Genomic DNA, 22947 nt, shown 5'->3' with positions numbered 1-22947 from the left:
TGCGCATGCTGGCTCCTCCGTGGATGAACGGCGACGGTCGGTCGCTGACATGCTCAGAGCGTAGAAACCGCATGTTTCACGGGGTGCGTGCTGCTGTTTCCCCGAGGCAACTTCCTTGGCACACGGATCCGGGGAGGGTGTGAGAAGTGGGAAACCGAGAATCGGTGTGCCGGCCGCCGCGTCCGACGTGACGGAGTCCGCGAGCGCGGCCGTCGACTACAGCCACTTCCTCCATTTGAAGACCGACCACAGGGTGACGGCCAGGCCGAGCATCGCCAGCAACGAGAGCGGGTAGCCCCACTCGGCGTCGAGCTCCGGCATGTTCGTGAAGTTCATGCCGTACACGGTGCCCACCAGGCTCGGCGCGAAGAGGATCGCCGCCCAGCTGGTGATCTTCTTGATCTCCTCGTTCTGCGCGATGCTCTGCTCCGACAGCTTCTTCGTCTCCTCGCTCTGCGCGAGGCTCGCCTCCGAGAGTTCCCGCATCGCCTCGTTCTGCTGCTGCGTGACCAGCGTGCTGTGCACGGTGAGGGCGTTCTCGAGGAGCACCCGGAACGAGTCGGCGCGCTCCGCGATGCGCAGCGCATGGTCCAGGACGTCCCGGTAGCGAGCGCGGATCTCCTCGCTGGTGTTGTACTTCTCGGCGCCCCGCAGGAGCGCTTCGAGGATGGTTCGCAGCGGACTCGTCGCGCGTTGGAAGTTGATGACCTCGCCGAGGAGTTCGTAGATGCGGCGCGTGACCCGCTCGTCGCCCGCGAACAGCTGATCCTCGATCTCGTCGATGTCATTCTCGAGACCGGCGGTCACCGGGGCGTACCCGTCGACGACCTGGTCGAGCACCGAATAGAGGACCGCCTCGGGACCGAGGCTGAGGAGCGCCGGGCTCTGCTCCATCCGGTGCCGGACGTCGCCCAGCTCCGGGCGTGCGGCCTGCCTGACCGTGACCACGAACTCGGGGCCGACGAACAGGTGGATCTCCCCGAAGTGGACCGTCTCGGTGGCGTCGACGTACCAGGCTGGTCGGAGGACCACGAAGAGGGTGCTGCCGTAGCGTTCTATCTTCGGTCGCTGATGCCCGACCCGTGCGTCCTCGACGGCGAGCGGATGCAGGTCGAACTCCTTCGCGACGGCGTCGAGTTCCTGGTTGCTTGGCTGGAAGAGGCCGATCCAGGCCATCCCCGCATGCTCGCGGAGCTTCTCGAACGTCTCGTCGAGTGTTGCCGGCGTGAAGCACCGACGCCCTTTCACGTAGATCCCGTTGTCGATCAAGGCCATGGGCTGCCCTCCTAGCACGTCGGATGTCGGTGAGGCGTCGTCCGCAGTCCGCGACCGCGACACGCGCCCCCGAACCCACCGCGGACCGACCCTACGCCCACTTCCCCGCTGACGGGAGCGAACCTGCGCGAGACCGCGTTGAGGAGTACCTCGCCGACCTTGGAGGTGCGCGGCAGCTCGGCGGGATCGGCTCAGGTTCGGGTCAGCGCCGACGGCTGCGCTTCGACGACGCGCGCTTCGAGCGTCCGCCCCGCTGAGCGCTCCCGGGCTTGCCGTGCTTCGAGCGCTTCGACTGCTTGGCACGCGACGCGGCCTGCTGCTCGCGCTTCTTCTTGGCGCTCTGCTTCTTGACGACGATTCCGAGCACGAATGTGACGATGCGGAGGAACATGGTTGCCTGCTTTCGGTGAGGTGAGATCGTGCGGGGTTAAGTGCCGCGGCCTGGCCACCGAACGGCGGCCAGGCCGGCTGAAGAGGTGAGGCGGTATGAGCTACTGGACGCGAGCTTCGGCCGGCTCGTCCTGCTCGTCGCTCGGCAGGTGCACGTCGTTGATCGTGACGTTGACCTCGGTGACCTCGAGGCCGACGATCGTCTCGATCGCACGGATGACGTCGGCGCGCACGCCGTTGGCGACATCCTGCAGCGCGACCGGGTACTCGGCCACGATGGTCACGTCGACGGCGACCTGCGTCTCACCGACCTCGACGCTCACACCCTGGCCCTGGTCGGTGGCGTTGATGGCGTTGCGGATGGCGCCGATGGCGCGGGCTGCGCCACCGCCGAGGTCGTAGACGCCGTGCGCCTCGCGAGCGGCGATACCGGCGACGCGGGCGACGACGCTGTCGACGACCGTCGTCGTGCCGTGGCCGGTTGCGACCTCCGAGCCGGTGCGGCTGGTGGGAACGACACTCTTGTCAGTGGACCCCGTGCCCGCCTTGGACGGAGCGACGACGCTCGGGGTGGCAGTCGTGTTGGGGGTGACGTTCGACATGTGCGGTTCTCCTTGAGATCGAGCCCTGGTGCGTGTGCACCGATCGGGGGCGTTACAGAGGAGACGTGCGCCGACGCCGGAGCGTCACAAAGTTCCTGTGGCTCTCGGCGGACACTCAGGGAACGGGGCAGGAGGAGATCAGCACGGGCCGGCCAGACGCACCCGATCGACGAGACCGAGCACCGTCTCAGCCGGCACCTACCTGGCGACCTGGCCCGTGCCGTCCACCGCCAGTGGGTCGATCTCCGCGAGCTCGGCTTCCGTGAGCCCGGGGGCATCCAACGCGGCGACGTTCTGCTCGAGCTGCGCGACGCTCGAGGCACCGATGAGCGCGCTCGTGACCTGCGGGTGGCGCAGCACCCAGCTCAGGGCGAGCTGCGCGAGCGTCTGGCCGCGGCCGGCGGCGATCTCGTTCAGCGCGCGAGCCCGCGCGAGGTACTCGTCGTCGATGCCAGCGGCTGGGAGGAATCTCGACGTGGCAGCGCGCGAGTTCTCGGGCACCTCGCCGTCGAGGTAGCGATCGGTGAGCAGGCCCTGCGCGAGCGGTGAGAAGACGATCCCGCCAGCTCCCACCTCATCGAGCGCCGGGAGCAGGCCCCGCTCGATGTGGCGGTCGAACATGGAGTAGCGCGGCTGGTGGATCGTGAGCGGGATGCCGTGGCTCGCCAGGATGCGCGCGGCCTCGCGCGTCTGGGCGGGGTCGTAGTTCGAGACCCCGACATAGAGTGCGCGCCCGGAGGTGACGGCAGTCGCGAGCGCTCCCATGGTCTCCTCGAGCGGCGTCTCGGGATCGAAGCGATGCGAGTAGAAGATGTCGACGTAGTCGAGGCCGAGGCGAGCGAGCGACTGGTCGAGCGACGCGAGCACGCTCTTCCGCGAGCCCCACTCGCCATACGGTCCTGGCCACATCGCGTAGCCGGCCTTCGACGACACGATGATCTCGTCCCGGTGGGCGGAGAGGTCGGCCGCGAGGATCCGACCGAAGTTCACCTCCGCCGACCCTGGCGGCGGCCCGTAGTTGTTCGCGAGATCGAAGTGGGTGATGCCGAGGTCGAACGCTCGGCGGATGATCGCGCGCTGCGTCTCGACCGGCCGCTCGCGGCCGAAGTTGTGCCACAGGCCGAGGGAGAGCTCGGGGAGCTTCAACCCGCTTCGCCCCGCTCGTGCGTAGCGCATCCGCTCGTATCGATCGGCGGCGGCGGTGTACTCGGAGTGCGCGACTGCGGTCATGGTCCGATTCAGCCACTTTCGCATTCGTAAGTCAATGGCGTGCCTCGTTTACGATGACGTAAGCTCGTTCGGGTGAAGACATCGACGTGGATGCCCGGCCGCCAGACAGTCCGCTTCGGCGGCGACTACAATCCAGAGCAGTGGCCCCGCGAGGTGTGGGATGAGGACATCCGCCTCATGCGAGACGCCGGCGTGAACCTCGTCAGCATCGGCATCTTCTCGTGGGCGCTCCTCGAGCCGGAGGAAGGCGTCTACGACTTCGCGGTGCTCGACGAGATCATCGACCTCCTGCACACCGCAGGCATCGACGTCGACCTCGCGACCCCGACGGCCTCGCCGCCAGCCTGGTTCTACCGGAAGTACCCGCATTCGAGAGCCGTGACGCGCGACGGCATGCCCCTCGCCTTCGGGTCGCGCGGCATCGTCAGCCCGAGCTCCCCCGAGTACCGACGCGCCGCGACGGCGATCGCGGCGAAGCTCGCCGAGCGCTATTCCGAGCATCCGGCAGTTGTGCTCTGGCATGTCCACAACGAATACGGCACCCCGGTCACGGAGAGCTACGACGACGCCTCCGTCACGGCGTTCCAGGCGTGGCTGCAGGAGCACTACGCGACGCTCGAGACCCTCAACGTGGCGTGGGGCACGAACTTCTGGGGTCAGCGCTACGGCGCCTGGGAGGAGATCGATGCGCCGCGAACCTCGGGCACGGCAAGCAACCCCGCCCACCGCCTCGACTTCGCACGGTTCAGCTCGGCGGCACTGCTCGAGTGCTTCAAGGCCGAGCGTGACGCGATCCGCGAGCACGCCTCGCAGCCGATCACGACGAACTTCATGGCCGGCATGTGCCCCAGCGTCGACCTCTGGCGGTGGGCCGACGAGGTCGACATCGTCGCCAACGACCATTACCTCTCCGCCGAGCAGCAGGACAACCACATCCAGCTGTCCCGGGCCGCCGACCTCACCCGCTCACTCGCGCGGGGCAAGCCGTGGATCCTCATGGAGCACTCGACGTCGGCGGTGAACTGGCAGCCGCGCAACATCGCGAAGCGACCGGGCGAGATGCGTCGCAACAGCCTCGCCCACGCGGCCCGCGGCGCCGACGCGGTGCTCTTCTTCCAGGTGCGGGCCGGGCAGAGGGGCGCCGAGAAGTTCCACTCGGCCCTCATCCCGCAGGCCGGCGCGACGTCGCGCAAGTGGCGGGAGTCGGTGGCGCTCGGCGCCGACGTCGCCGCCCTGGCGCCGGTTCTCGGCTCGCGAGTGGATGCGCGGGTCGCGATCGCCTGGGACTGGGAGTCGTTCTGGGCGCAGGATCTCGACTGGCGCCCCTCGGTCGACCTCGACCACCGGGAGCGCATCGAGGCCTTCTACGCGGCGCTCTGGCGCCGCGGGGTCACGGTCGACTTCGTGCATCCCGCCGCCGACCTCACGAGGTACGACGTCGTCTTCGCCCCCGCGCTCTACCTCATCGAAGACGACGCGGCAGCGAACCTGCGCGAGTACGCGGCGCAGGGCGGCACGCTGGCGTTCTCCTACTTCTCCGGCATCGTGTCGAGCAACGACGATGTCCCCACCGGCCCATACCCCGGCCAGCTCCGTGAGGTGCTCGGCCTCGTCATCGAGGAGTTCCTGCCCCTGCGGGCCGGCGAGCGGATCACGCTCAGCGACGGTGCGCGCGGGCGCGTCTGGAGCGACGACATCGAGCTGCGGGGCGCCACGAGCGTCGCCGAGTTCGCCGACGGCCCGGGCGTCGGCCGTCCGGCGGTCACCAAGAACAGCTTCGGCGACGGCACGGCCTGGTACCTCGCCACCGCGCTCGACGGCGCCGACCTCGACGGATTCGTGACGCGGGTGCTCGACGGTGCGGCGGTCGACTACTCCCCCGTCGGCGACGTCGAGCGCGTCGTGCGCCGCGGTGACGGCGTCGACTACGTGTTCCAGATCAACCACGGAGCGCAGGATGCGAGGGCCGGGATCTCGGGGCATGACCTGCTGACGGGCGAGTCGGTCTCGTCGGACGATCCAGTGCCAGCGGGCAGCGTCCGCGTCGTGGCCGTCCCTCACGCGCAGTCCTGACGGCCCGACCAGGGATCCGCAACGCTGAACTGGTAGGAACAGACCATGACGGAAGCGGACTCCCCCACGTTCGACGCAGCATCAACCGCCCTCGAAGTGGTCGAAGGCGTGGACCTCAGCGGCAAGACGGCGCTCGTCACCGGGGCGAGTTCCGGGATCGGCGTCGAGACGGCCCGGGCGCTCGCGGCGGCGGGCGCGCACGTCACGCTCGCCGTGCGGGACACCGAGGCGGGCGAGCGTGCTGCGGCCGAGCTGCGAGCCTCCACCGGCAACGACGACATCCGGGTAGTGCACCTCGACCTCGCCGACCTCGCCACGGTGCGTGAGCTGGCCTCAACTTGGGCGGGACCCCTGGACCTGCTCATCAACAACGCGGGGATCATGCACACCCCGGAGCTCCGCACCCCGGACGGCTGGGAGCTGCAGTTCGCGGTCAACCACCTCGGGCACTTCGCGCTCGCCAACGCCCTCCTTCCCGCACTCACCGAGGCGGGAAACGCGCGCATCGTGGCCGTGAGCTCGAGCGGCCACGCCTCGAGCGGCATCCGCTTCGACGACCCGTTCTTCGTGCGAGATGCGTACGACCGCGGGCTCGCCTACGGCCAGTCGAAGACCGCGAACGTGCTGTTCGCGCTCGAGGCGACCAGACGCTGGGCGGACCGCGGCATCGCGGCAGCGGCGCTCATGCCGGGTGGGATCTGGACCAACCTGCAGCGACACTGGGACCCGGAGGTGCTGGCCGACATGAAGCGGCGCTTCCCGACCAAGACGCCGGAGCAGGGCGCCGCGACTTCGGTGTTCGTCGCGACGCTCGCAACGCTTGGACCAGGCACGCCCGCCTACTACGAGGACTGCCACCCGGCGAAGGTGGTCGATGAGATCGTCGACGGCGTTCACGGCGTCGTCGCCCACGCGCTCGACGAGACTGCCGCGCGGCGCCTGTGGGAGCTCTCCGAGTCGCTCCTCGCCGATGAGGCGTCCCGGCCTGCCGAGCCCGAGTTGCCAACCTGAAAGTGGAGCGACTTCCCGACTGAGAGCACACGCGCAGGAACGCGTGTGCACCTCGACCTGAACGGGTGGACGGCGCTCATCGCGTACCTGGCTGGCCCCGAGTACGTGTCCCAGCGGCCCGCGACGTACCCCACCCACAGCCGAGACGGGCACCCGCTGGAGCCCGCCACGGACGAGATCCGCACGCTCATCCATGTCACGACCGCCGAATACCTCGCTCACGCGGGCGTTCCCGAGCAGCCATTCGGCGTCGACTGGGAGATCAGTCTGCCCGCAGGAGTCGATGAGGGCAGGCTGCACGGAGCGTGCATGGCCGCCCACCACGCGATCGACCCGAACAACGGGCGCCTCGCGGCCCAGCGAATGCTGACCGCGCTGCGGGAGATGCTGGCGGAGCCGGGACGCGGATAGATGCGAGACGCGCTCGGGTATCGAAGGGGAAGAAGACCCCCCGGGTGCGGTTGCGTTCTGATCAGCGCACGAGGTGGGCCTACCGAGACGACGATCGACTCGTCGCCTCGTCGTGATTCCTGTGCAACGACCACGGGCCTCCCTTCACGGGAACCTCAGTTGGAAGAAAAGTTATCCGCGAATCTGCAGAATGTCGGTGGTTGTCCGTAGCGTTGGGGTCATGCAACAGCACCGCTCCTCCGACGTTTCGGATCCGGGGTTCGACCCTTCGGATCCGGCGTCTGTTGCTGCGCGTAGGTCGGACATTCTGGCGTTGGAGGAGCGGGCGGCCGCGATGATCGCGGCAGGGTCCGCGTTGCAGTTGCGGGCGCACGCTGCGGCGTACGACTTCGGTCACGCGTTGGATGCGGCGGAGGGGTGCGCGGAGTCGGCGATGCATGTGCGGTCGATCGCGAACGAGGTTGCGCTGGTCATGCAGGTGACGTCCGGGGCTGCTCAGGGACAGCTGGCGCTCGCGTCGATGACGCAGCAGGACTTCCCTGCCTTGGCGGTCGCGTTGGACGAGAACGTCGTGACGCCCGCGCAGGTGCACAAGCTCGTCGAGGTAGGCCTCAAAGTCAACCACGAGGATCCGGTCGAGCAGGCGGAGCGGCGGGCGCTGTTCGTGGAGGTGATGCTCGAGCGCGTGCGGCGGGAGCCGTTGCCGCCGCAGGCACTGCGGAAGGCCGCGGAGCGGGTCGCGGAGGAGCTGACTGGCGAGTCCATCGATCAGCGGCATACGCGGGCGAGGCTGCAGCGCCGAGCGACGGTCGAAGATCTTGGCGACGGCATGAGCATCATTCGGGTCACGACGGACACGTTCGTCGCGCACGCGATCCGCGACCGGGTGCGGAAGCAGGCGCTCGCGATCATCAAGGCGCGCCAGAAGGTCGGAGACCAAGACAGCTCGGGGTCGTCAAGTTCCGCGTCCGAATCCGCGAGTGCGTTCGGGGCCGCCGTCGACCATGCTCGCGCAGGCGATGACCCTGCCCTTGCGTCTGAGCTGAACAGTGGTGTCGACAGCGGGGCGGAGAGTGCCGCGGCCCTGGACGAGCGGAGTCTGAACGAGGTCATGTCCGACGTCGTCGCCGACATGCTCCTCACCAGCGATCCGATGGGCAACTCCGCCGCCGCCGGCATCCAGGCCAACGTGCAGCTCTCGATCCCGATCACGACGGTACTCGCCGACAGCGACCCCGCCAGCGACCAGCCGGGCCGGGCGCCCGCGCTGCTCGACGGGATGACACCCATGCCGATCGAGGACGCGAAACGCCTCGCCGCGACCGCACCAGCCTTCCTCCGCGTCCTCACGCACCCCATCACCGGGGCCGTACAAGCCGTCGACTCCTACAAGCCCACCGCGGCGATGCGCGCATTCCTGCAGGCCCGCGACATCCACTGCCGCTTCATCGGCTGCCGACAACCCGCCGTGAGGTGCGAGCTCGACCACACCGAGGACTACCAGCACGGCGGCAAGACCGCGGTCTGGAACCTCAGCGACTTCTGCAAGAACCACCACATCGTCAAGCACCACACCGCCTGGAAAGTCAGACAGCTCGGCGGCGGCGTCCTCGAATGGACCACACCAAGCGGGAAGATCTACATCAGCAGACCCGAACCACACGGCGTGATCTTCAGACCAACCGACCAACTCTTCAGACCGACGGATGAGCTCCCACGACTTCGCAAGGACCCGGACCGCGAACCAGGACCGCGACAATCCGACGACCCATCGTCGAGGCTCGGGCACCTGCCGATGACACCACCGTTCTGACCCGACGATGCCCTGCGCTGAGATGCGCCCCACTCCCTGGTCGAGAGGGGGCGCGCCACAGTGGCAGTCTGGGCTGGCTACCCGCGGCGGCGCACCCAGGCGGTGGTCTCCCCCGCCAGCGTCGTGCCATCCCCGAGGTCGCTGCGCAGCAGAACCTCGGCATCGGAACCCAGATCGAAGGGTTCTGCGCCGAAGTTCGTGACGACCTCCCACCCGTTCGGGCGAGAGAAACGAAGAACGTCGCCCCGATCGCTCGGCAGCCACTCAAGATGCTCCCCGCTCTGCAGCTCGTGACGGAGCGCAAGCGCACGGCGGTAGAGCGCGAGCACAGAGCTCGCATCGCCATCCTGCACTTCGACGGCCGACGCACCGAACCACTCAGGCTGAGGAAGGTGCCCATCAGCTTCCCCGAAGCCGAACGACCGGCCCTCGGCCGCCCAGGGCAGGGGAACACGGCAGCCATCGCGACCGATGTCCACCCCCGGGTTGCGGAAGAACGTCGGATCCTGGCGGTCAGCGTCCGGGATCTCGGCGACCTCGTGAAGACCGAGCTCCTCACCCTGATAGAGGTACGCCGAACCCGGCAGCCCGAGCGTGAACAGCGTCGCCGCGCGAGCACGACGCAGGCCGCCCTCAGCGTCGAGCGTCGGACGCGCACCACCAGAGAGCAGCCACTCCGAGCCGTGCTTCACGAGGGGGTGCCCCTTCTCGTTCCGCTCCGCATGCGGGAGGCCGTACCGGGTCGCGTGCCGCACCACGTCATGGTTCGACAGCACCCAGGTGGTCGACGAACCGGAACGCTCCGCCAGCTCGAGATTGTCCGCGACGATGCTCGAGAACTGCGCCGCCTCGAAGTCGGCTTCCAGAAGGTCGAAGTTGAACGCCTGCCCGAGCCCCTCCGGGCTCGCGTAGCGCGGCCGACGGTCACGCTCAACCCACGCCTCCGCGACCGCCGTGCGCGGCGGGTCATACGAATCGAACACCTTGCGCCACTCGGCGTACACCTCGTGCACGTCGTCACGGTCGATGATCGGGTGGTGTCCGTCGAAGGGCAGCGCGTCGAGCTGAGCCTTCGTCGGCAGCTCCCCGCTGAGGTCCTTCGTCAGCATGTGGGCGACGTCGATGCGGAAGCCGTCGACGCCACGATCCGACCAGAAGCGCAGCGTGTGCAGGAAGTCCTCGCGCACCTCCGGGTTCGCCCAGTTGAAATCGGGCTGCTCGACCGCGAAGTTGTGGAAGTACCACTGGCCGTCCTCGACCCGGTGCCAGGCCGGTCCGCCGAATACCGACTCCCAGTCGGTCGGCGCCTCGGCTCCATCCGGCCCCTTCCCGTCACGGAAGATGTAGCGCTCGCGCTCCGGCGACCCCGGCCCCGCCGCGAGGGCAGCCTGGAACCACGCGTGCTGATCCGACGAGTGGTTGGGCACGATGTCCACGATCACGCGGATCCCTGCGCCGTGGAGGGCCGCGACCATGACGTCGAAGTCGTCGAGCGTGCCCAGACGCGCATCCACGTTCCGGTAGTCGGCGACGTCGTAGCCGCCGTCGGCGAGCTCCGAAGGGTAGAAGGGGCTGAGCCAGACGGCATCGATGCCGAGCCCCTGCAGGTACGGCACCTTCGCGGTGATGCCGGGCAGGTCGCCGAGCCCATCGCCGTTCGCGTCCGCGAAGCTGCGCGGGTAGATCTGGTAGACAGCCGCCTGACGCCACCAGTCGGCGTCGTGCGGGTGGGAGCGGGTGAGGACGTCGGTCTCTGCCGAGAAGGTCGAGCTCATAGTCGAAGTATTCCTTGGGGTTGTTGGTGGTCTGGGGTGAGAGAGGCGTTGCTTGGGAGGAGGAGGCGCTGGCCGGGGATGCGTTCAGCCCTTGACCGCGCCCTGCGTGACGCCCTCCATGACCCACCGCTGCGTGAACAGGTAGGCGATCAGGGCGGGCGCCATCGCCATGAGGTAGGAGGCGAAGGACACGTTGTAGTTGTTGCTGAACTGCGTCTGGAAGATCTTCTGCACGACGGGCAGCGTCTGCATCGCCGGGTCGGAGATGATGAGCGACGGCATCATGAAGTCGTTCCAGGACGCGAGGAAGGCGAAGATGCCGACCGTGGCGCTCATCGGGGCGAGCAGCGGGAAGATGACCCGCCAGAACGTCTGCCAGGTGCTGGCCCCGTCGATGCGCGCGCTCTCTTCGAGCTCGCCCGGGATCGACCGCAGGAACGCGGTGAAGAGCAGGATCGAGAAGCTCAGCTGGAACATGACGTGCAGGATGATGACGCCGACCGGGTTGTCGAGGCCGAAGAGTCCGCTCATCTGGATCTGCGGCAGCGCGACCGCCGGGAACGGCAGGAACATCGCCGCGAGCAGGTAGTAGAACGACCCCCGGAAGAAGCGGTGGTTCCAGTTGCGCGTGATGGCGTACGACGCGAGCGCCGCGAGCAGGATCACGCCGGCCACCGTGCCCGCCGTGATGAACACGGAGACGCCGAAGGCCTGCGGGAAGTTCGTGAGGTTCCAGGCCTCGACGAAGCCGTCGACGCTGAACGGCGCCGGCAGCGCGAAGACGTTGCCGCTCACGGCCTGCGACGTCGTCTTGAAGGCGGTCACCACGGTCACGTAGAGCGGGATGAGCACGGTCACGGCGCACAGAAGCAGGATGATCGTCGTCGACCATCGGTTCCGCCCGCCGAAGTTCTTGTTCGCCGGGGCCAAGCTGGCGCGGCCGACGATGGGTTGCTGAAGGGCCATCAGAGTTGGTTCTTTCCCTGGGTGAGGCGGAGCTGGAGAAGGGAGATGACGACGACGATCACGAAGAAGAACGTCGCGTTAGCCATCTGGTAGGCGTAGTCGCCACCGCTGAAGCCGGTGAAGATAGTCATTGCGATGCTTCGAGTCGACGTGCCCGGGCCGCCGTCGGTGAGGCCGACGATGATGTCGTAGGCGTTGAGGAAGTTCTTGAACCCGAGGATGACGTTGATGACGACGTAGCCCGCGACGAGCGGCAGCGTGATCTGCATCATTTGCTGCAGCTTCGTCGCACCGTCGAGCTCGGCGGCCTCGTACACGTCCCCGGGCACCGCGAGGAGGCCCGCGATGTAGATGAGCAGCGTGCCGGGAATCGCCTGCCAGGCCGTGACGATGACGATCCCGATCCAGGCGAGGTTGGGGTTCGCGAGGATACTCTCCGAGAGCCACGGGATGTTGAGGCTCTGCCCGAGGGCCGGCACCGCGTTGGAGAACAGGAAGTTGAACACGAACGCGATGACGATTCCCGAGATGACCATGGGGATCACGAACACGGTGCGCAGCGGGGCCTTGAGACGGATGCGCGCCACGAGCCCCACCGCCAGGAGGAACGCGAGCACGTTGACGAGGATCACGGTGACGGCCGCGAAGCCCATCGTGAAGCCGTAGCTCTGCCAGATGGCGGGGTCGCCGAACATGGCGATGTAGTTGGTGACGCCGACGAAGTTCCACTCGCCGAAGCCGATGGAGTTCGTGAAGCTGAAGAAGATGCCGATGACGGCGGGGATCGTGATGGCGATCGTGAACAGCACGAGCGTCGGGACGAGGAAGAGGTAGAAGACCCGGTCGACTCGACGTGTGCTGCGTGGCCTGAGCTTCTTGCCTGCCCGCTGGGCTTCGTCGGTGCGGATCGCCTCGGTGGTGGTCGACACTGTTGTCTCCATTCCGGTTCGTGATCGAGTGGTGCTGCCCGTTTCCATGAGCGGATCTATTGGCGCAGCGCGAGGCGGGCCCAGTCGGCGTCGAGTGTGCTGAGCGTCGATTCGACGCTCGCTCCCCCGGTGACGAGTCCCTGCATGTAGTTCTCGGTGGGGATCGTCAGCGGGATCGCCTTTGACGGGCCTTGGTAGAAGGCGGCACTCTCGTAGTACGGCTGGAGCTCGACGAGCCGCGGGTCGGTGACCGGGTCGGCGTCGACCGTGGTGCCGAAGCCGAGCTGTGCGGCGTTGTAGGCGTTGATGATGTCCGGCTGGAAGAGGTACTGCAGGAACTCGCGCGCCTCCTCCTTGTGCTTCGAGGCTTCGGGGATCCAGGCGGCGAGGTCGATGTTGACGCGCACCTCGCGGTCGTCGGCGTTCTCGGTCATGGGCAGCGGGAACATACCGAGGTTCGCATCCGGGTTCGTCTTGGCGATCTCGCCGAGCGCCCACGGGCCCTGCAGGTACATGCCGGCCTTGCCTTCCGCGAAGGCCACGTTGCCGTCGCCATAGCCCCGGCTGCCGGCGTCCGCGTTCGTGTACTCGCTCGCGAGCTCGGTCATGCGGGTGACGGAGTCGGTCATGGTCGACTCGAACGAGACGGGTGAGTCCGGGCCGACTTCGGTACCGAGCTCGTTGAGCTCGTCGTAGAAGCCAGCGACGTCGATGGAGCCACCCACGGTGTAGTCGAACCAGCCCTGACTCACGGTCCACGGGTCCTTGAAAGTCGCGTAGAAGGGGTCGATGCCCGCCTCCTTGAGCTGCTCGCAGACCTCGATGAGCTCGCTGTAGGTCGTCGGGACCTCGAGGCCCTGCTCCTCGAAGATGTCCTTGTTGTAGATGACGGATGCGGCCATCACCGAGTAGGGCAGCACGCTCGTGCGTCCCGGGTAGCTCGCGTACTGGTCGACGAGGTCCTGGATCTCCGGCAGGATGCGTTCGGCCTCCGGCAGGTCGGAGAGGTCGGAGAGCGCGCCGCGCTCCATGAACCGAGCCATCTCCATGTTGTAGTTGAGGAGTCCGAGGTCCGGCGGGTTGCCCCGGAGGAAGCCGGCCTGCAGGTTCGAGGAGGTGTCGAGCACGACGCGAACCTCACTCTGCGAGGAGTTGTAGTCCTGGATGAGCTCGCGGAAGTACGGGATGGCCTCTGGCTTGCTGAGGAAGAAGCGCACCTCGGTCGGGCCGGTGCTGCTGCAGGCCACGAGGCCGGAGCCGGCGAGCACGAGCACAAGCGTGGCCACGAGGGCGCGGAGCAGGGTGCGGGGCCGGAAGCGTTTCGATGGTGATGGCACGTCATTGTCCCTTGGGCTGAGCTGGCAGCCCTAGGGAGATTCGGGGAGGCCAGACATTGAAACGAACACTAAATTTTGTGTCTAAATTTACTACTGGAGGTAATGTAAGCCGACGGCCAGCGAAAGGTCAACACCGTGTTCAGACTCCCCGCCACCCCAGCGCCCCTCAAGCGCGCGAACCTGCAGCTGCTGCTCGAGTACGCATGGGATTCAGGAGCGTTCACGGCAACCGAGGCCTTGAGCATCGGCCTCACTCGGTCGACGATCATCGACCTGCTCGACGAGCTCGCCGGCTGCGGCCTCGTCACCGAGCTGCCGAATGCCCGCGAGGACGGCAGCTACCAGAAGGGGCGCCCGGCTAGGCGGTTTGAGTTCACGGCCGACGCTGGCATCGTGGTCGGCGTCGACGCGGGACGCGAGCACCTGACCACGACTGTGTCGAACCTCCGCGGCATCACCATCAGCTCCGGCCAGGTCGAGGTCGACCCGGGCGCTGACTCCCCTGAGACCCGGCGAGCGCTCCTCCGGAAGGTCGTCACCGACCAGCTGTCTACGACCAGGCACACCATCGATCAGGTGGCCGCCCTGTGTGTCGGTGTCCCGGCGCCCGTGGACGCCCGCGGCACCTCCCCCGCGCACGTCGAGGGGTTCTGGCAGCGCACCAACCCCGACTTCGCCACCGTCTTCGAGGACCAGGTCCCGATCATCCGCGTCGAGAACGACGCCCTGCTCGCGGCCGTCGCCGAGGGCAGCGTGGGAGGAGGCGTCGACTGCAGCGACTTCGTCACGTTCCTCAGCGGCGAGCGGTTCGGCGCTGGCATCGTCGTCGACGGACGCCTGCTGCGCGGCGCGCACGGCGGGGTCGGTGAGATGCTCGGCCTCGACCTCGTCGCTGGAGCGGAGGGTGTCGACGGATTGGGGCTTCGCGCCGCACGCCTCGCGCGGACAGCCGTCGAGCAGAACGCAGTGGCGCCGAACAGCGCCCTGCTCGGCGTCCCACCCCACGAGATCAACGGCAAGCTCGTCCTCGAGGCGGCGAACGAGGGCGACATCGATGCCCTCCGCATCGTCGCCGAAGTCGGCGGCGTCCTCGCGCGCATCGTCGGACTCGTGGCCAGCCTGTTCGATCCCGAACGGGTCATCATCGCCGGCGGCGTCGCACCCGGAGCCGACGGCCTCATCGCGGCGGCCCGCGAGGAGCTGCCGGCGCTCCTGCACCTGCCGGTGCCAGAGCTCGTCCGCTCCGAGCTCGGAGCCGGCGTGGTCTCCGTGGGCGCCGTCCAGCACGCGCTTCGCTCACTGCGCGACGGCATCCTCGACCTGTAGCGCTGTGGATCTGAACCCCTGGGGTCCTGAATCCTGACCATCCGCAGGTGAAGAGACCGAATGCTCACCGCCCGGCAACACACCGACGTGGAATGCGGCGAGCAACCGTGCTGTTCGATCTGGGGGGCAACGCACCAGCGCTCAGCCCCCGATCCGAAAGGCACTATCAGTGGACCTCTTCTCTCCTTTGACCCTCGGCGACATCCAGCTCGCCAACCGCGTCGTCATGGCGCCGCTGACTCGCACACGTGCGAGCGCGGAGGGTGTACCGGGTGAGCTTGTGGCGGAGCACTACGCGCAGCGCGCCAGCCTGGGCCTCATCATCACCGAGGGCACGTACCCGAGCGCCGAGTCTCGCTCCTACCCCGGCCAGCCGGGCATCGTCACCCCCGAGCAGACCGAAGGCTGGCGCCGAGTCGCCGAGGCCGTGCACGCCAAGGGTGGCCGCATCGTCATGCAGATCATGAACGGCGGACGCGTCTCGCACCCCGACATCACGGGCACGTCCCGCATCGTCGCCCCGAGCGCCATCGCGATCGACGGCGAGGTGCGCACACCCAACGGCAAGAAGCCGTACCCGGTCCCGCACGCCCTCACGACGGCCGAGCTCGCCGATGTTCGCGAGGAGTTCGTGGATGCGGCCCGCCGCGCCATCGAGGCAGGCCTCGACGGCGTCGAGATCCACGGCGCCAACGGGTACCTCCTGCACGAGTTCCTGTCCCCCGTATCCAACCAGCGCACCGACGAGTACGGCGGCTCCCCCGAGGCGCGCGCTCGCTTTGTGGTCGAGGTCACCGCGGCCGTCGCGGAAGCGATCGGGGCCGGCCGCGTGGGCCTGCGCCTCTCGCCCGCCCACAACATCCAGGACGTCGTCGAGACCGACGACGCCGACGTGCGCGCGACCTACGACGCCGTCGCCGACGGCCTCGCACCCCTCGGCCTCGCCTACCTGAGCGTGCTCCACAGCGACCCCGAGGGCGAGCTCGTGCAGGACCTGCGTGTACGCTTCGGCGGCGCCTTCATCGCGAACAGCGGCTTCAGCCGTGTCACGACCCGCGAGGAAGCCGTCAACCTCGTCAAGGAGGGCAACGCCGACGCCGTCGCCGTCGGTCGCCTCGCGATCGCCAACCCCGATCTCGTCGAGCGCTGGCTCGGCGAGCACCCCGAGAACGAGCCGAACCCGGCGACCTTCTACGGCGACAGCGCGGTCGGATACACCGACTACCCGCGGCTCTCCGCGTAGCCACCACCGACTGAGCACCACAGCGGGGCCCGTCCGATGACGTCGAGTCATCGGGCGGGCCCCTCTCTGCGAGCGCGACGCCCCCTCACGACACGACCCTCCCACTGTGCGACAGTTGGCCATGCGCATCGCTGACTTCCCTGTGCCGGACACGGCTGCCGCTCGCGGTGCCCTCGAGCTGGCCACCGAATACCAGTCGGCCGCCATCACCGCGCACGCCCTGCGGTCGTGGCTGTGGGCCGAGGGCATCGCGGCGGCCGAGGGCCGCACCGGCATCGACCACGAACTCCTCTACGTGGCCGCCGTCCTGCACGACCTCGGAACGGTGACCGAGTACGACAACCACACCGTCTCGTACGAGCACGCCGGCGGGCACGTCGCCGTCGCCCTGACAGCCGGCGCCGGCTGGCCCGCCGAGCGCCGCCACCGGGTCCTCGACGTCATCGTGCGGCACAACTGGCCGAGCGTCGACCCGGAACTCGACCTCGAGGGGTACCTGCTCGAGCGCGCCACCGGCCTCGACATCACGGGTAGCCAACCCGACGCGCTGCCCGAGGTGTTCCTGCGGGAAGTCCTCACGGCGCACCCGCGCGGCACCCTCGCCGCCGAGTTCGGCAGGTGCGTCACCGACCAGGCGTCGCGAAAGCCGACGACCTCAGCCCGCAGGCTCGTCGACGGCGGGCTGCTCCGCAAGCTCGAGGAGAACCCGCTCGAGCGCCTCCGGTAGCAAGCCTGCAGCATCGGCTCACGCAAACGCCAGACGCCCCGACGGAACCGAGTGGTTCCGCCGGGGCGTCTGTGCGTTCTGGAGGCTCGTCCGCCTACGCGGCGCCGTCGAACATCGACGTGACCGAGCCGTCCGTGAAGACCTCGGTGATCGCGCGAGCGAGGGTCGGCGCGATCGGCAGGATCGTGAGCTTGTCGAAGCGCTTCTCGGGCGGGAGCGGCAGCGTGTCGGTGACGACGACCTCGTCGATGGCGTCCGAGCTGAGACGCTCGACGGCCGGGTGCGAGAAGACGGCGTGCGTCGCGGCGACCACGACACCGATCGCGCCGGCGGCCTTGAGAGCCTCCGCGGCCTTGACGATGGTTCCACCGGTGTCGATGAGGTCGTCGACGAGCAGGCACACGCGGCCCTCGACGTCACCGACGATCTCGTGCACGCTCACCTGGTTCGCGACCTTCGGGTCACGGCGCTTGTGGATGATCGCGAGCGGCGCATCCAGCTGGTCGCTCCAGACGTCGGCGACGCGCACGCGGCCCATGTCGGGCGACACGACGGTGAGCGTCGCCGGGTCGAGCTTCTGACGGAAGTGCTCGAGCAGCACCGGCATTGCAAACAGGTGGTCGACGGGGCCGTCGAAGAAGCCCTGCACCTGCGGCGCGTGCAGGTCGACCGACATGATGCGGTCGGCACCAGCGGCCTTGAAGAGGTCGGCGACGAGGCGGGCCGAGATCGGCTCACGGCCGCGACCCTTCTTGTCCTGACGCGCATACGGGTAGAAGGGAGCCACGACCGTGATGCGCTTCGCCGACGCACGCTTGAGCGCGTCGAGCATGATGAGCTGCTCCATCAGCCACTCGTTGATCGGCGGGCAATGCGACTGGAGCACGAACACGTCGGCCCCTCGCATGCTCTCCCCGTAGCGAGCGTAGATCTCGCCGTTCGCGAAAGTGCGCGACTCGGTCTCCCCGAGCTCGATGCCGAGTTCTGCCGCGACTGCTTCGGCCAGCTCGGGATGAGCCCTGCCGGAGACGAGAACAAGTCGTTTCTCAGTGGAGGTGATGATGCCAGACACGCTGTACCGCCCGTTTCCTGTGCTTGCTCTGTTGTTACGCGTTCGGTTCTGATTCGCGCGACGAGGCAGCCTCAGCGGCCTCGGCCGCGGCGGTGCCTGCTCGATTCTTGAGCACCCACCCCTCGGCGTTGCGCTGAGGTGCGACGTTGATGGCGAGTGCACCCGCTGGAACGTCCTTGCGGACCACCGTCCCAGCCCCGGTGTAAGCGCCGTCGCCAATCCTAACCGGGGCGACGAAGACGTTGTGCGAGCCGGAGCGCACGTTGTCGCCAACGGTCGTCCGGTGCTTGTTCACGCCGTCGTAGTTCGCGGTGATCGTGCCCGCTCCGACGTTCGAGTTGACACCCACCTCCGTATCGCCGATGTACGAGAGGTGCGGCACCTTCGAGCCGTCGCCGATCTGCGCGTTCTTCGTCTCCACGAACGTGCCGATCTTGCCGCCGGCACCCAGGATCGTGTTCGGGCGCAGGTAGGCCCACGGGCCCACGGATGCGCCGGCCCCGATGACGCTCAGCGTCGCGTCGGTGCGCTTCACGACGGCCCCCTCGCCGACCTCGCAGTCGACGAGCGTGGTGTCAGGCCCGATGATGGCGCCGTCGGCGACCGAGGTCGCCCCGCGCAGCTGCGTGCCGGGCAGCAGCTCCACGTCGCGCCCGAGCGACACGTTGCCCTCGATGACGGTCGTCGCCGGGTCGTGCACGGTGACGCCCTCGAGCTGCCAGTGCCGGATCTGCCGAGCGTTGTAGTAGCGCTGCGCCTCCGCGAGCTGCACCCGGTCGTTGATGCCCTGCACGATCTCCGGGTCGGTGACGGCGATCGCCTCGATGCGCCCCGCATCCGCCTTGATGAGCCTCGCCGCGTCGGTGAGGTACTTCTCGCGCTGCGAGTTCGAGTCGTCGATGCGGCTCAGCACCTGGCGGACCGTGCGAGCGTCGAACGCGTACACGCCCGCGTTGATCTCGGAGATGCGCAGCAGCTCCTCACTCGCGTCCTTGTGCTCGACGATCTCGTCGAAGTCGCCGCCGGACGAACGGACGATGCGCCCGAAGCCTGCCGGCTCCCGCACGAAGGCGCTCAGGAGGGTGAGCTGGTTCTTCGCGTGACGGTGCTGCTCGACCATGCGGGCGATCGTGCCCGAGTCGAGAAGAGGCACGTCGCCGGAGAGGACGACGACGACACCGTCGAAGTCCGCGGGCAGCGACTCAAGACCCACCTCGAGTGCCCGCCCAGTGCCGGGAACGTCGTCCTGGTCCGCGAACTGCGTGTCTGGAGCCAGGTCCTGGATGGCTGAGACGACGCGGTCACGATCGTGGCGCACCACGGTGACGGTGTGCGCAGGGCCGAGCTCGGCGGCGGTGTGCAGCACGTGCCCGACGAGGGGAATGCCTCCGAGTCGGTGCAGCACCTTCGGGGTGCTCGAGCGCATCCGTGTTCCCTGGCCAGCCGCCAGGATGACGATTGCGAGTTCTCGATCGGTCACAGATCCTCCTCGTTGTGGGCGCCGCGATGCGAACGCCATCACGGTCCACGGTGGCATGCAGCACCCCCGCGCCGCTCCTCCCCCAGGATTCGAACCTGGACCTAACAGCTCCAAAGGCTGTCGTGCTGCCGTTACACCAAGGAGGAACGTGCCCGCTCACGCGCGCACTCGCCAATTGTGCCAGAACCGGGAGGGCCGCGCGCTTGCCACGGTGGTGGTGTGGAGGTGAGTGCGCCAGACTGGCGGATCACAAGACCCAAGGAGGCGTCATGTCCGAAGCCCTCGCCGTCGCGAATCGATTCACCGACACGTACTCGGCCGCCGTCACGGGGCGCGACAAGACCGCGATCATGTCGCTCTACGCACCGGACGTCCGGGTCTTCGACCTGTGGAGCACCTGGTCCCACGAGGGGGCCGGCACCTGGGGGGACTCGATCGGCGAATGGTTCGACTCCATCGAGTCGGGCACGCACTCCGCGACGTTCACCGACCTGCGCGCATACGGCGACCACGACGTCATCGTCGTGGAGAGCTACGTGCGCTACTCGTGGCACAGCCCCGAGGGTGAGCTCGAATGGATGGACAACCGACTCACGTGGGCGCTCGTGCGGCACAAGGGCGAGTGGGCCATTGCGCACGAGCACACGTCGGCGCCCGTCAATGCCGAGACGGGGCTCGTCGTGACGAAGCGTGAAGTGGATGCCCACCACCCCAACTCGTAGGCGGGAGACCCCGCGAGTGCTCGGCGGTGGCCGTGCTCCCCGTCGGCGCGTCGCCCCCGGACCGCGGGACTCGCCATAATGGGGGTATGGATGCCCCCGGACGTGCAGCTCAGCAGCGCGACTTCTCGCGCGACGCGGGTGAGCTGAACGCGGGCGGCCGCCCCGTGTATGCCGCACATCCGGTCGACACCGTCGACACGATCGTGCGCGACTGGTCGCGGGAGCGCCCGGATCTCGACGTCGACCCGCTGCGCATCTTCTCTCGCGTGAAGCGCATCGCGAAGCAGCTCGACGCCCTCCGCAAGGCGGCCTTCGCCGAGACGGGCCTCGAGCTCTGGGAGTTCGATGTCCTCTCGGCCCTGCGCCGCGCCGGATCCCCGCACCGCCTCAGCCCCAAGCACCTGCTCGCCTCGAACCTCGTCTCGAGCGGCACCATGACGAACCGCATCGACCGGCTCGTGGGCCGCGGCCTCGTCACCCGCGAGGTCGACCCCAATGATGGGCGCGGCATCCTCGTGACCATGACCGTCGACGGGCGCGACCTCGTCGACGAGGCCCTCACCCGCCTCGTCGCTGCTGAGCGCGAGCTGCTCGCCGAGCTCGACCTGGAGACGCGCGACGACCTGGCCACTGCCCTGCGCACACTCTCGCTGCGCATGGACGACCCGGCGCACTGAGCTCCGCCCCCCCTTTCTCGGCGGGCGCCGGGCCACTCCGGCCTTAAGCTGGTCTGATGGCCCATCTCCTCGGCGCGGAAGCGCTCCACCTCGAGTTCCCGACCCGAGTCGTCTTCGACAGCGTCTCCGTCGGCATCCAAGAGGGCGACCGCATCGGCATCGTCGGGCGCAACGGCGACGGCAAGTCGACCCTCCTCAAGCTGCTCGCCGACCGCATCCAGCCAGACGGCGGCAAGGTCACGCGGCGGCGCGGCGTGCGCGTCGGGATGCTCGACCAGGCAGACACCCTCGACCCCGAGCTCACCGTCAAGCAGGCCATCGTCGGCGACATGGACGACCACGACTGGGCCTCCGACGCGAAGATCCGCGACGTCGTCAACGGCCTCGCCGGCGACCTCGAGTGGACCGACAAGATCGGCGACCTCTCCGGCGGACAGCAGCGGCGCGTCGCCCTCGCCGCCCTGCTCATCGGCGACGACGACATCATCATGCTCGACGAGCCCACCAACCACCTCGACGTGGAGGGCATCGCGTGGCTCGCGGGGCACCTCAACTCCCGCTGGTCGAAGAACCAGGGCGGGCTCGTGGTCGTCACCCACGACCGGTGGTTCCTGGATGCGGTGTGCCAGACCACGTGGGAGGTGCACGACCGCGTGCTCGACCCGTTCGAGGGCGGCTACGCGGCGTACATCCTGCAACGCGTCGAACGCGACCGCCAGTCCGCCGCCATCGAGTCGAAGCGCCAGAACCTCATGCGCAAGGAGCTCGCCTGGCTGCGCCGCGGCGCCCCCGCCCGCACGGCGAAGCCGAAGTTCCGCATCGAGGCGGCCACGCAGCTCATCGAGGACGAGCCGCCCGTCCGCAACCCCGTCGAGCTGTCCCAGCTCGCGACCGCCCGCCTCGGCAAGGACGTCGTCGACCTCCTCGACGTGGGCGTGACCTTCGGCGACAAGGAAGTGCTGCGCGACATCGAGTGGCGCATCGCGCCCGGCGAGCGCACCGGCATCCTCGGCGTCAACGGCGCCGGCAAGTCGACCCTGCTCAACCTCGTCGCCGGCAGCCTCGAGCCCACGAGCGGCAAGGTCAAGCGCGGCAAGACCGTCAAGATCGCGACCCTCTCGCAGCGCCTCGCCGAGCTCGACGAGCACCAGAACGACCGCGTCCGCGAGGTCGTCGCCCGCCAGAAGTCGAGCTACGTGTCCGGCGGCAAGGAGATGACGCCGTCGCAGCTGCTCGAGCGCCTCGGCTTCACGACCACCCAGCTGCAGACCCCCGTCAAGGACCTCTCGGGTGGCCAGCGCCGCCGCCTGCAGCTGCTCCTCATCCTGCTCGACGAGCCGAACGTGCTCATCCTCGACGAGCCCACCAACGACCTCGACACCGACATGCTCGCCGCCATGGAGGACCTCCTCGACACGTGGCCTGGCACCCTCCTCGTCGTCTCGCACGACCGGTACCTGCTCGAGCGCGTCACCGACCAGCAGTACGCGGTGTGGGATGGCGGCCTCCGCCACCTCCCCGGCGGCGTCGACCAGTACCTCGAGCTGCGCTCGAACAGCCTCAAGGGCTCAGCCCCCGCCACGCTCTCCAGCACGACGGATGCGGCGGCCAGCGGTTCGTCGTCCTCCTCCGCATCTGCCTCGACCGGCCTCTCTCTGGGAGGCGCCGACCGCCGCTCGGCAGAGAAGGAGGTGCAGGGCATCACGAGGAAGATCCAGAAGATCGAGCAGTCGATGAAAAAGGTCGACGCGGAGCTCGCCGCCCACGACCAGGGCGACTACGAAGGGCTCGGCGTCATCACCGCGAAGCGCCAGGCGCTCGCGGCCGAGGTCGACGCCCTCGAAGAGCGCTGGCTCGAGCTCTCCGAGGTGCTCGAAGCGTAGCCTGA

20 protein-coding genes and 1 tRNA gene are annotated in these 22947 nt (G+C 68.3%); 10 read left to right on the top strand and 11 right to left on the bottom strand.

Annotation, left to right across the window (positions count from 1 at the left end; all coding sequences use genetic code 11):
- Window positions 1-216: 216 nt before the first annotated feature.
- The 4 genes from ACQFZP_RS01935 to ACQFZP_RS01920 all read right to left on the bottom strand — a co-directional run bounded on the left by ACQFZP_RS01935 (window position 217) and on the right by ACQFZP_RS01920 (window position 3497).
- Complete coding sequence (locus ACQFZP_RS01935) at window positions 217-1275, bottom strand: magnesium and cobalt transport protein CorA (RefSeq protein ID WP_179556426.1); 1059 nt, start codon at window positions 1273-1275, stop codon at window positions 217-219.
- A 202-nt stretch (window positions 1276-1477) separates the two neighbouring features.
- Entirely contained in the window at window positions 1478-1666 is a 189-nt protein-coding gene (locus ACQFZP_RS01930) for a hypothetical protein (RefSeq protein ID WP_211890167.1), read from the bottom strand.
- 100 nt (window positions 1667-1766) lie between these two features.
- Window positions 1767-2267 carry an Asp23/Gls24 family envelope stress response protein gene (locus tag ACQFZP_RS01925; protein WP_179556424.1) on the bottom strand — a complete coding sequence of 167 codons (501 nt, stop codon included), beginning with the start codon at window positions 2265-2267 and terminating at the stop codon, window positions 1767-1769.
- 198 nt (window positions 2268-2465) lie between these two features.
- Complete coding sequence (locus ACQFZP_RS01920) at window positions 2466-3497, bottom strand: aldo/keto reductase (protein WP_211890166.1); 1032 nt, start codon at window positions 3495-3497, stop codon at window positions 2466-2468.
- A 90-nt stretch (window positions 3498-3587) separates the two neighbouring features.
- Here ACQFZP_RS01920 and ACQFZP_RS01915 point away from each other — a divergent pair, with 90 nt between their 5' ends.
- From ACQFZP_RS01915 to ACQFZP_RS01900, 4 genes are all read left to right on the top strand, one after another.
- Complete coding sequence (locus ACQFZP_RS01915) at window positions 3588-5570, top strand: beta-galactosidase (RefSeq protein ID WP_211890743.1); 1983 nt, start codon at window positions 3588-3590, stop codon at window positions 5568-5570.
- Between the two features lie 45 nt (window positions 5571-5615).
- The gene (locus ACQFZP_RS01910) at window positions 5616-6581 is read left to right on the top strand and encodes an SDR family NAD(P)-dependent oxidoreductase (RefSeq protein ID WP_211890165.1); all 966 of its coding nucleotides are present in this window, start codon (window positions 5616-5618) and stop codon (window positions 6579-6581) included.
- Window positions 6582-6626: 45 nt separating this feature from the next.
- Entirely contained in the window at window positions 6627-6992 is a 366-nt protein-coding gene (locus ACQFZP_RS01905) for a DUF5956 family protein (protein ID WP_211890164.1), read from the top strand.
- 334 nt (window positions 6993-7326) lie between these two features.
- Entirely contained in the window at window positions 7327-8805 is a 1479-nt protein-coding gene (locus ACQFZP_RS01900) for an HNH endonuclease signature motif containing protein (RefSeq protein ID WP_211890163.1), read from the top strand.
- A 77-nt stretch (window positions 8806-8882) separates the two neighbouring features.
- Here ACQFZP_RS01900 and ACQFZP_RS01895 read toward each other — a convergent pair whose 3' ends face one another.
- The 4 genes from ACQFZP_RS01895 to ACQFZP_RS01880 all read right to left on the bottom strand — a co-directional run bounded on the left by ACQFZP_RS01895 (window position 8883) and on the right by ACQFZP_RS01880 (window position 13812).
- A complete protein-coding gene (locus ACQFZP_RS01895; protein WP_211890162.1) occupies window positions 8883-10580 on the bottom strand; it encodes a glycoside hydrolase family 13 protein in 1698 nt (565 codons plus the stop codon).
- Between the two features lie 84 nt (window positions 10581-10664).
- Complete coding sequence (locus ACQFZP_RS01890) at window positions 10665-11546, bottom strand: carbohydrate ABC transporter permease (protein WP_211890161.1); 882 nt, start codon at window positions 11544-11546, stop codon at window positions 10665-10667.
- The gene (locus tag ACQFZP_RS01885; protein ID WP_371030932.1) at window positions 11546-12475 is read right to left on the bottom strand and encodes a carbohydrate ABC transporter permease; all 930 of its coding nucleotides are present in this window, start codon (window positions 12473-12475) and stop codon (window positions 11546-11548) included. The genes ACQFZP_RS01890 and ACQFZP_RS01885 overlap by 1 nt, the downstream gene beginning before the upstream one ends.
- A 56-nt stretch (window positions 12476-12531) precedes the next feature.
- Entirely contained in the window at window positions 12532-13812 is a 1281-nt protein-coding gene (locus ACQFZP_RS01880; protein WP_307852720.1) for an ABC transporter substrate-binding protein, read from the bottom strand.
- Between the two features lie 135 nt (window positions 13813-13947).
- On the opposite strand from ACQFZP_RS01880, the gene ACQFZP_RS01875 reads away from it, so the two are divergent.
- The 3 genes from ACQFZP_RS01875 to ACQFZP_RS01865 all read left to right on the top strand — a co-directional run bounded on the left by ACQFZP_RS01875 (window position 13948) and on the right by ACQFZP_RS01865 (window position 17108).
- Window positions 13948-15138 (top strand): ROK family protein, encoded by a 1191-nt coding sequence (locus tag ACQFZP_RS01875; RefSeq protein WP_104312375.1) that lies wholly within the window; start codon window positions 13948-13950, stop codon window positions 15136-15138.
- A gap of 169 nt (window positions 15139-15307) precedes the next feature.
- Window positions 15308-16381: an alkene reductase gene (locus ACQFZP_RS01870; RefSeq protein WP_211890159.1), complete on the top strand. Its 1074-nt coding sequence runs from the start codon at window positions 15308-15310 to the stop codon at window positions 16379-16381.
- Between the two features lie 121 nt (window positions 16382-16502).
- Window positions 16503-17108: an HD domain-containing protein gene (locus ACQFZP_RS01865; RefSeq protein WP_211890158.1), complete on the top strand. Its 606-nt coding sequence runs from the start codon at window positions 16503-16505 to the stop codon at window positions 17106-17108.
- Between the two features lie 94 nt (window positions 17109-17202).
- Here ACQFZP_RS01865 and ACQFZP_RS01860 read toward each other — a convergent pair whose 3' ends face one another.
- The 3 genes from ACQFZP_RS01860 to ACQFZP_RS01850 all read right to left on the bottom strand — a co-directional run bounded on the left by ACQFZP_RS01860 (window position 17203) and on the right by ACQFZP_RS01850 (window position 19806).
- Window positions 17203-18180 carry a ribose-phosphate diphosphokinase gene (locus ACQFZP_RS01860; protein ID WP_104312382.1) on the bottom strand — a complete coding sequence of 326 codons (978 nt, stop codon included), beginning with the start codon at window positions 18178-18180 and terminating at the stop codon, window positions 17203-17205.
- Window positions 18181-18214: 34 nt separating this feature from the next.
- On the bottom strand, window positions 18215-19660 hold the full coding sequence (glmU, locus tag ACQFZP_RS01855) for a bifunctional UDP-N-acetylglucosamine diphosphorylase/glucosamine-1-phosphate N-acetyltransferase GlmU (protein ID WP_211890157.1): 1446 nt from the start codon (window positions 19658-19660) through the stop codon (window positions 18215-18217).
- Window positions 19661-19734: 74 nt separating this feature from the next.
- Window positions 19735-19806, bottom strand: a tRNA-Gln gene (locus tag ACQFZP_RS01850).
- Between the two features lie 123 nt (window positions 19807-19929).
- On the opposite strand from ACQFZP_RS01850, the gene ACQFZP_RS01845 reads away from it, so the two are divergent.
- The 3 genes from ACQFZP_RS01845 to ACQFZP_RS01835 all read left to right on the top strand — a co-directional run bounded on the left by ACQFZP_RS01845 (window position 19930) and on the right by ACQFZP_RS01835 (window position 22942).
- Window positions 19930-20382: a YybH family protein gene (locus ACQFZP_RS01845; RefSeq protein WP_104312384.1), complete on the top strand. Its 453-nt coding sequence runs from the start codon at window positions 19930-19932 to the stop codon at window positions 20380-20382.
- An 86-nt stretch (window positions 20383-20468) separates the two neighbouring features.
- A complete protein-coding gene (locus ACQFZP_RS01840) occupies window positions 20469-21059 on the top strand; it encodes a MarR family winged helix-turn-helix transcriptional regulator (RefSeq protein ID WP_104312385.1) in 591 nt (196 codons plus the stop codon).
- A 56-nt stretch (window positions 21060-21115) separates the two neighbouring features.
- Window positions 21116-22942, top strand: a complete 1827-nt coding sequence (locus ACQFZP_RS01835; RefSeq protein WP_104312386.1) for an ABC-F family ATP-binding cassette domain-containing protein — start codon at window positions 21116-21118, stop codon at window positions 22940-22942.
- The last annotated feature ends 5 nt before the right edge of the window (window positions 22943-22947 follow it).

Source organism: Pseudoclavibacter sp. Marseille-Q434, assembly GCF_050315415.1.
Taxonomy (GTDB): domain Bacteria; phylum Actinomycetota; class Actinomycetes; order Actinomycetales; family Microbacteriaceae; genus Pseudoclavibacter.
The sequence above is the reverse complement of the archived record's forward strand: the minus strand, read 5'-3'. Positions and strand labels throughout refer to the sequence as shown.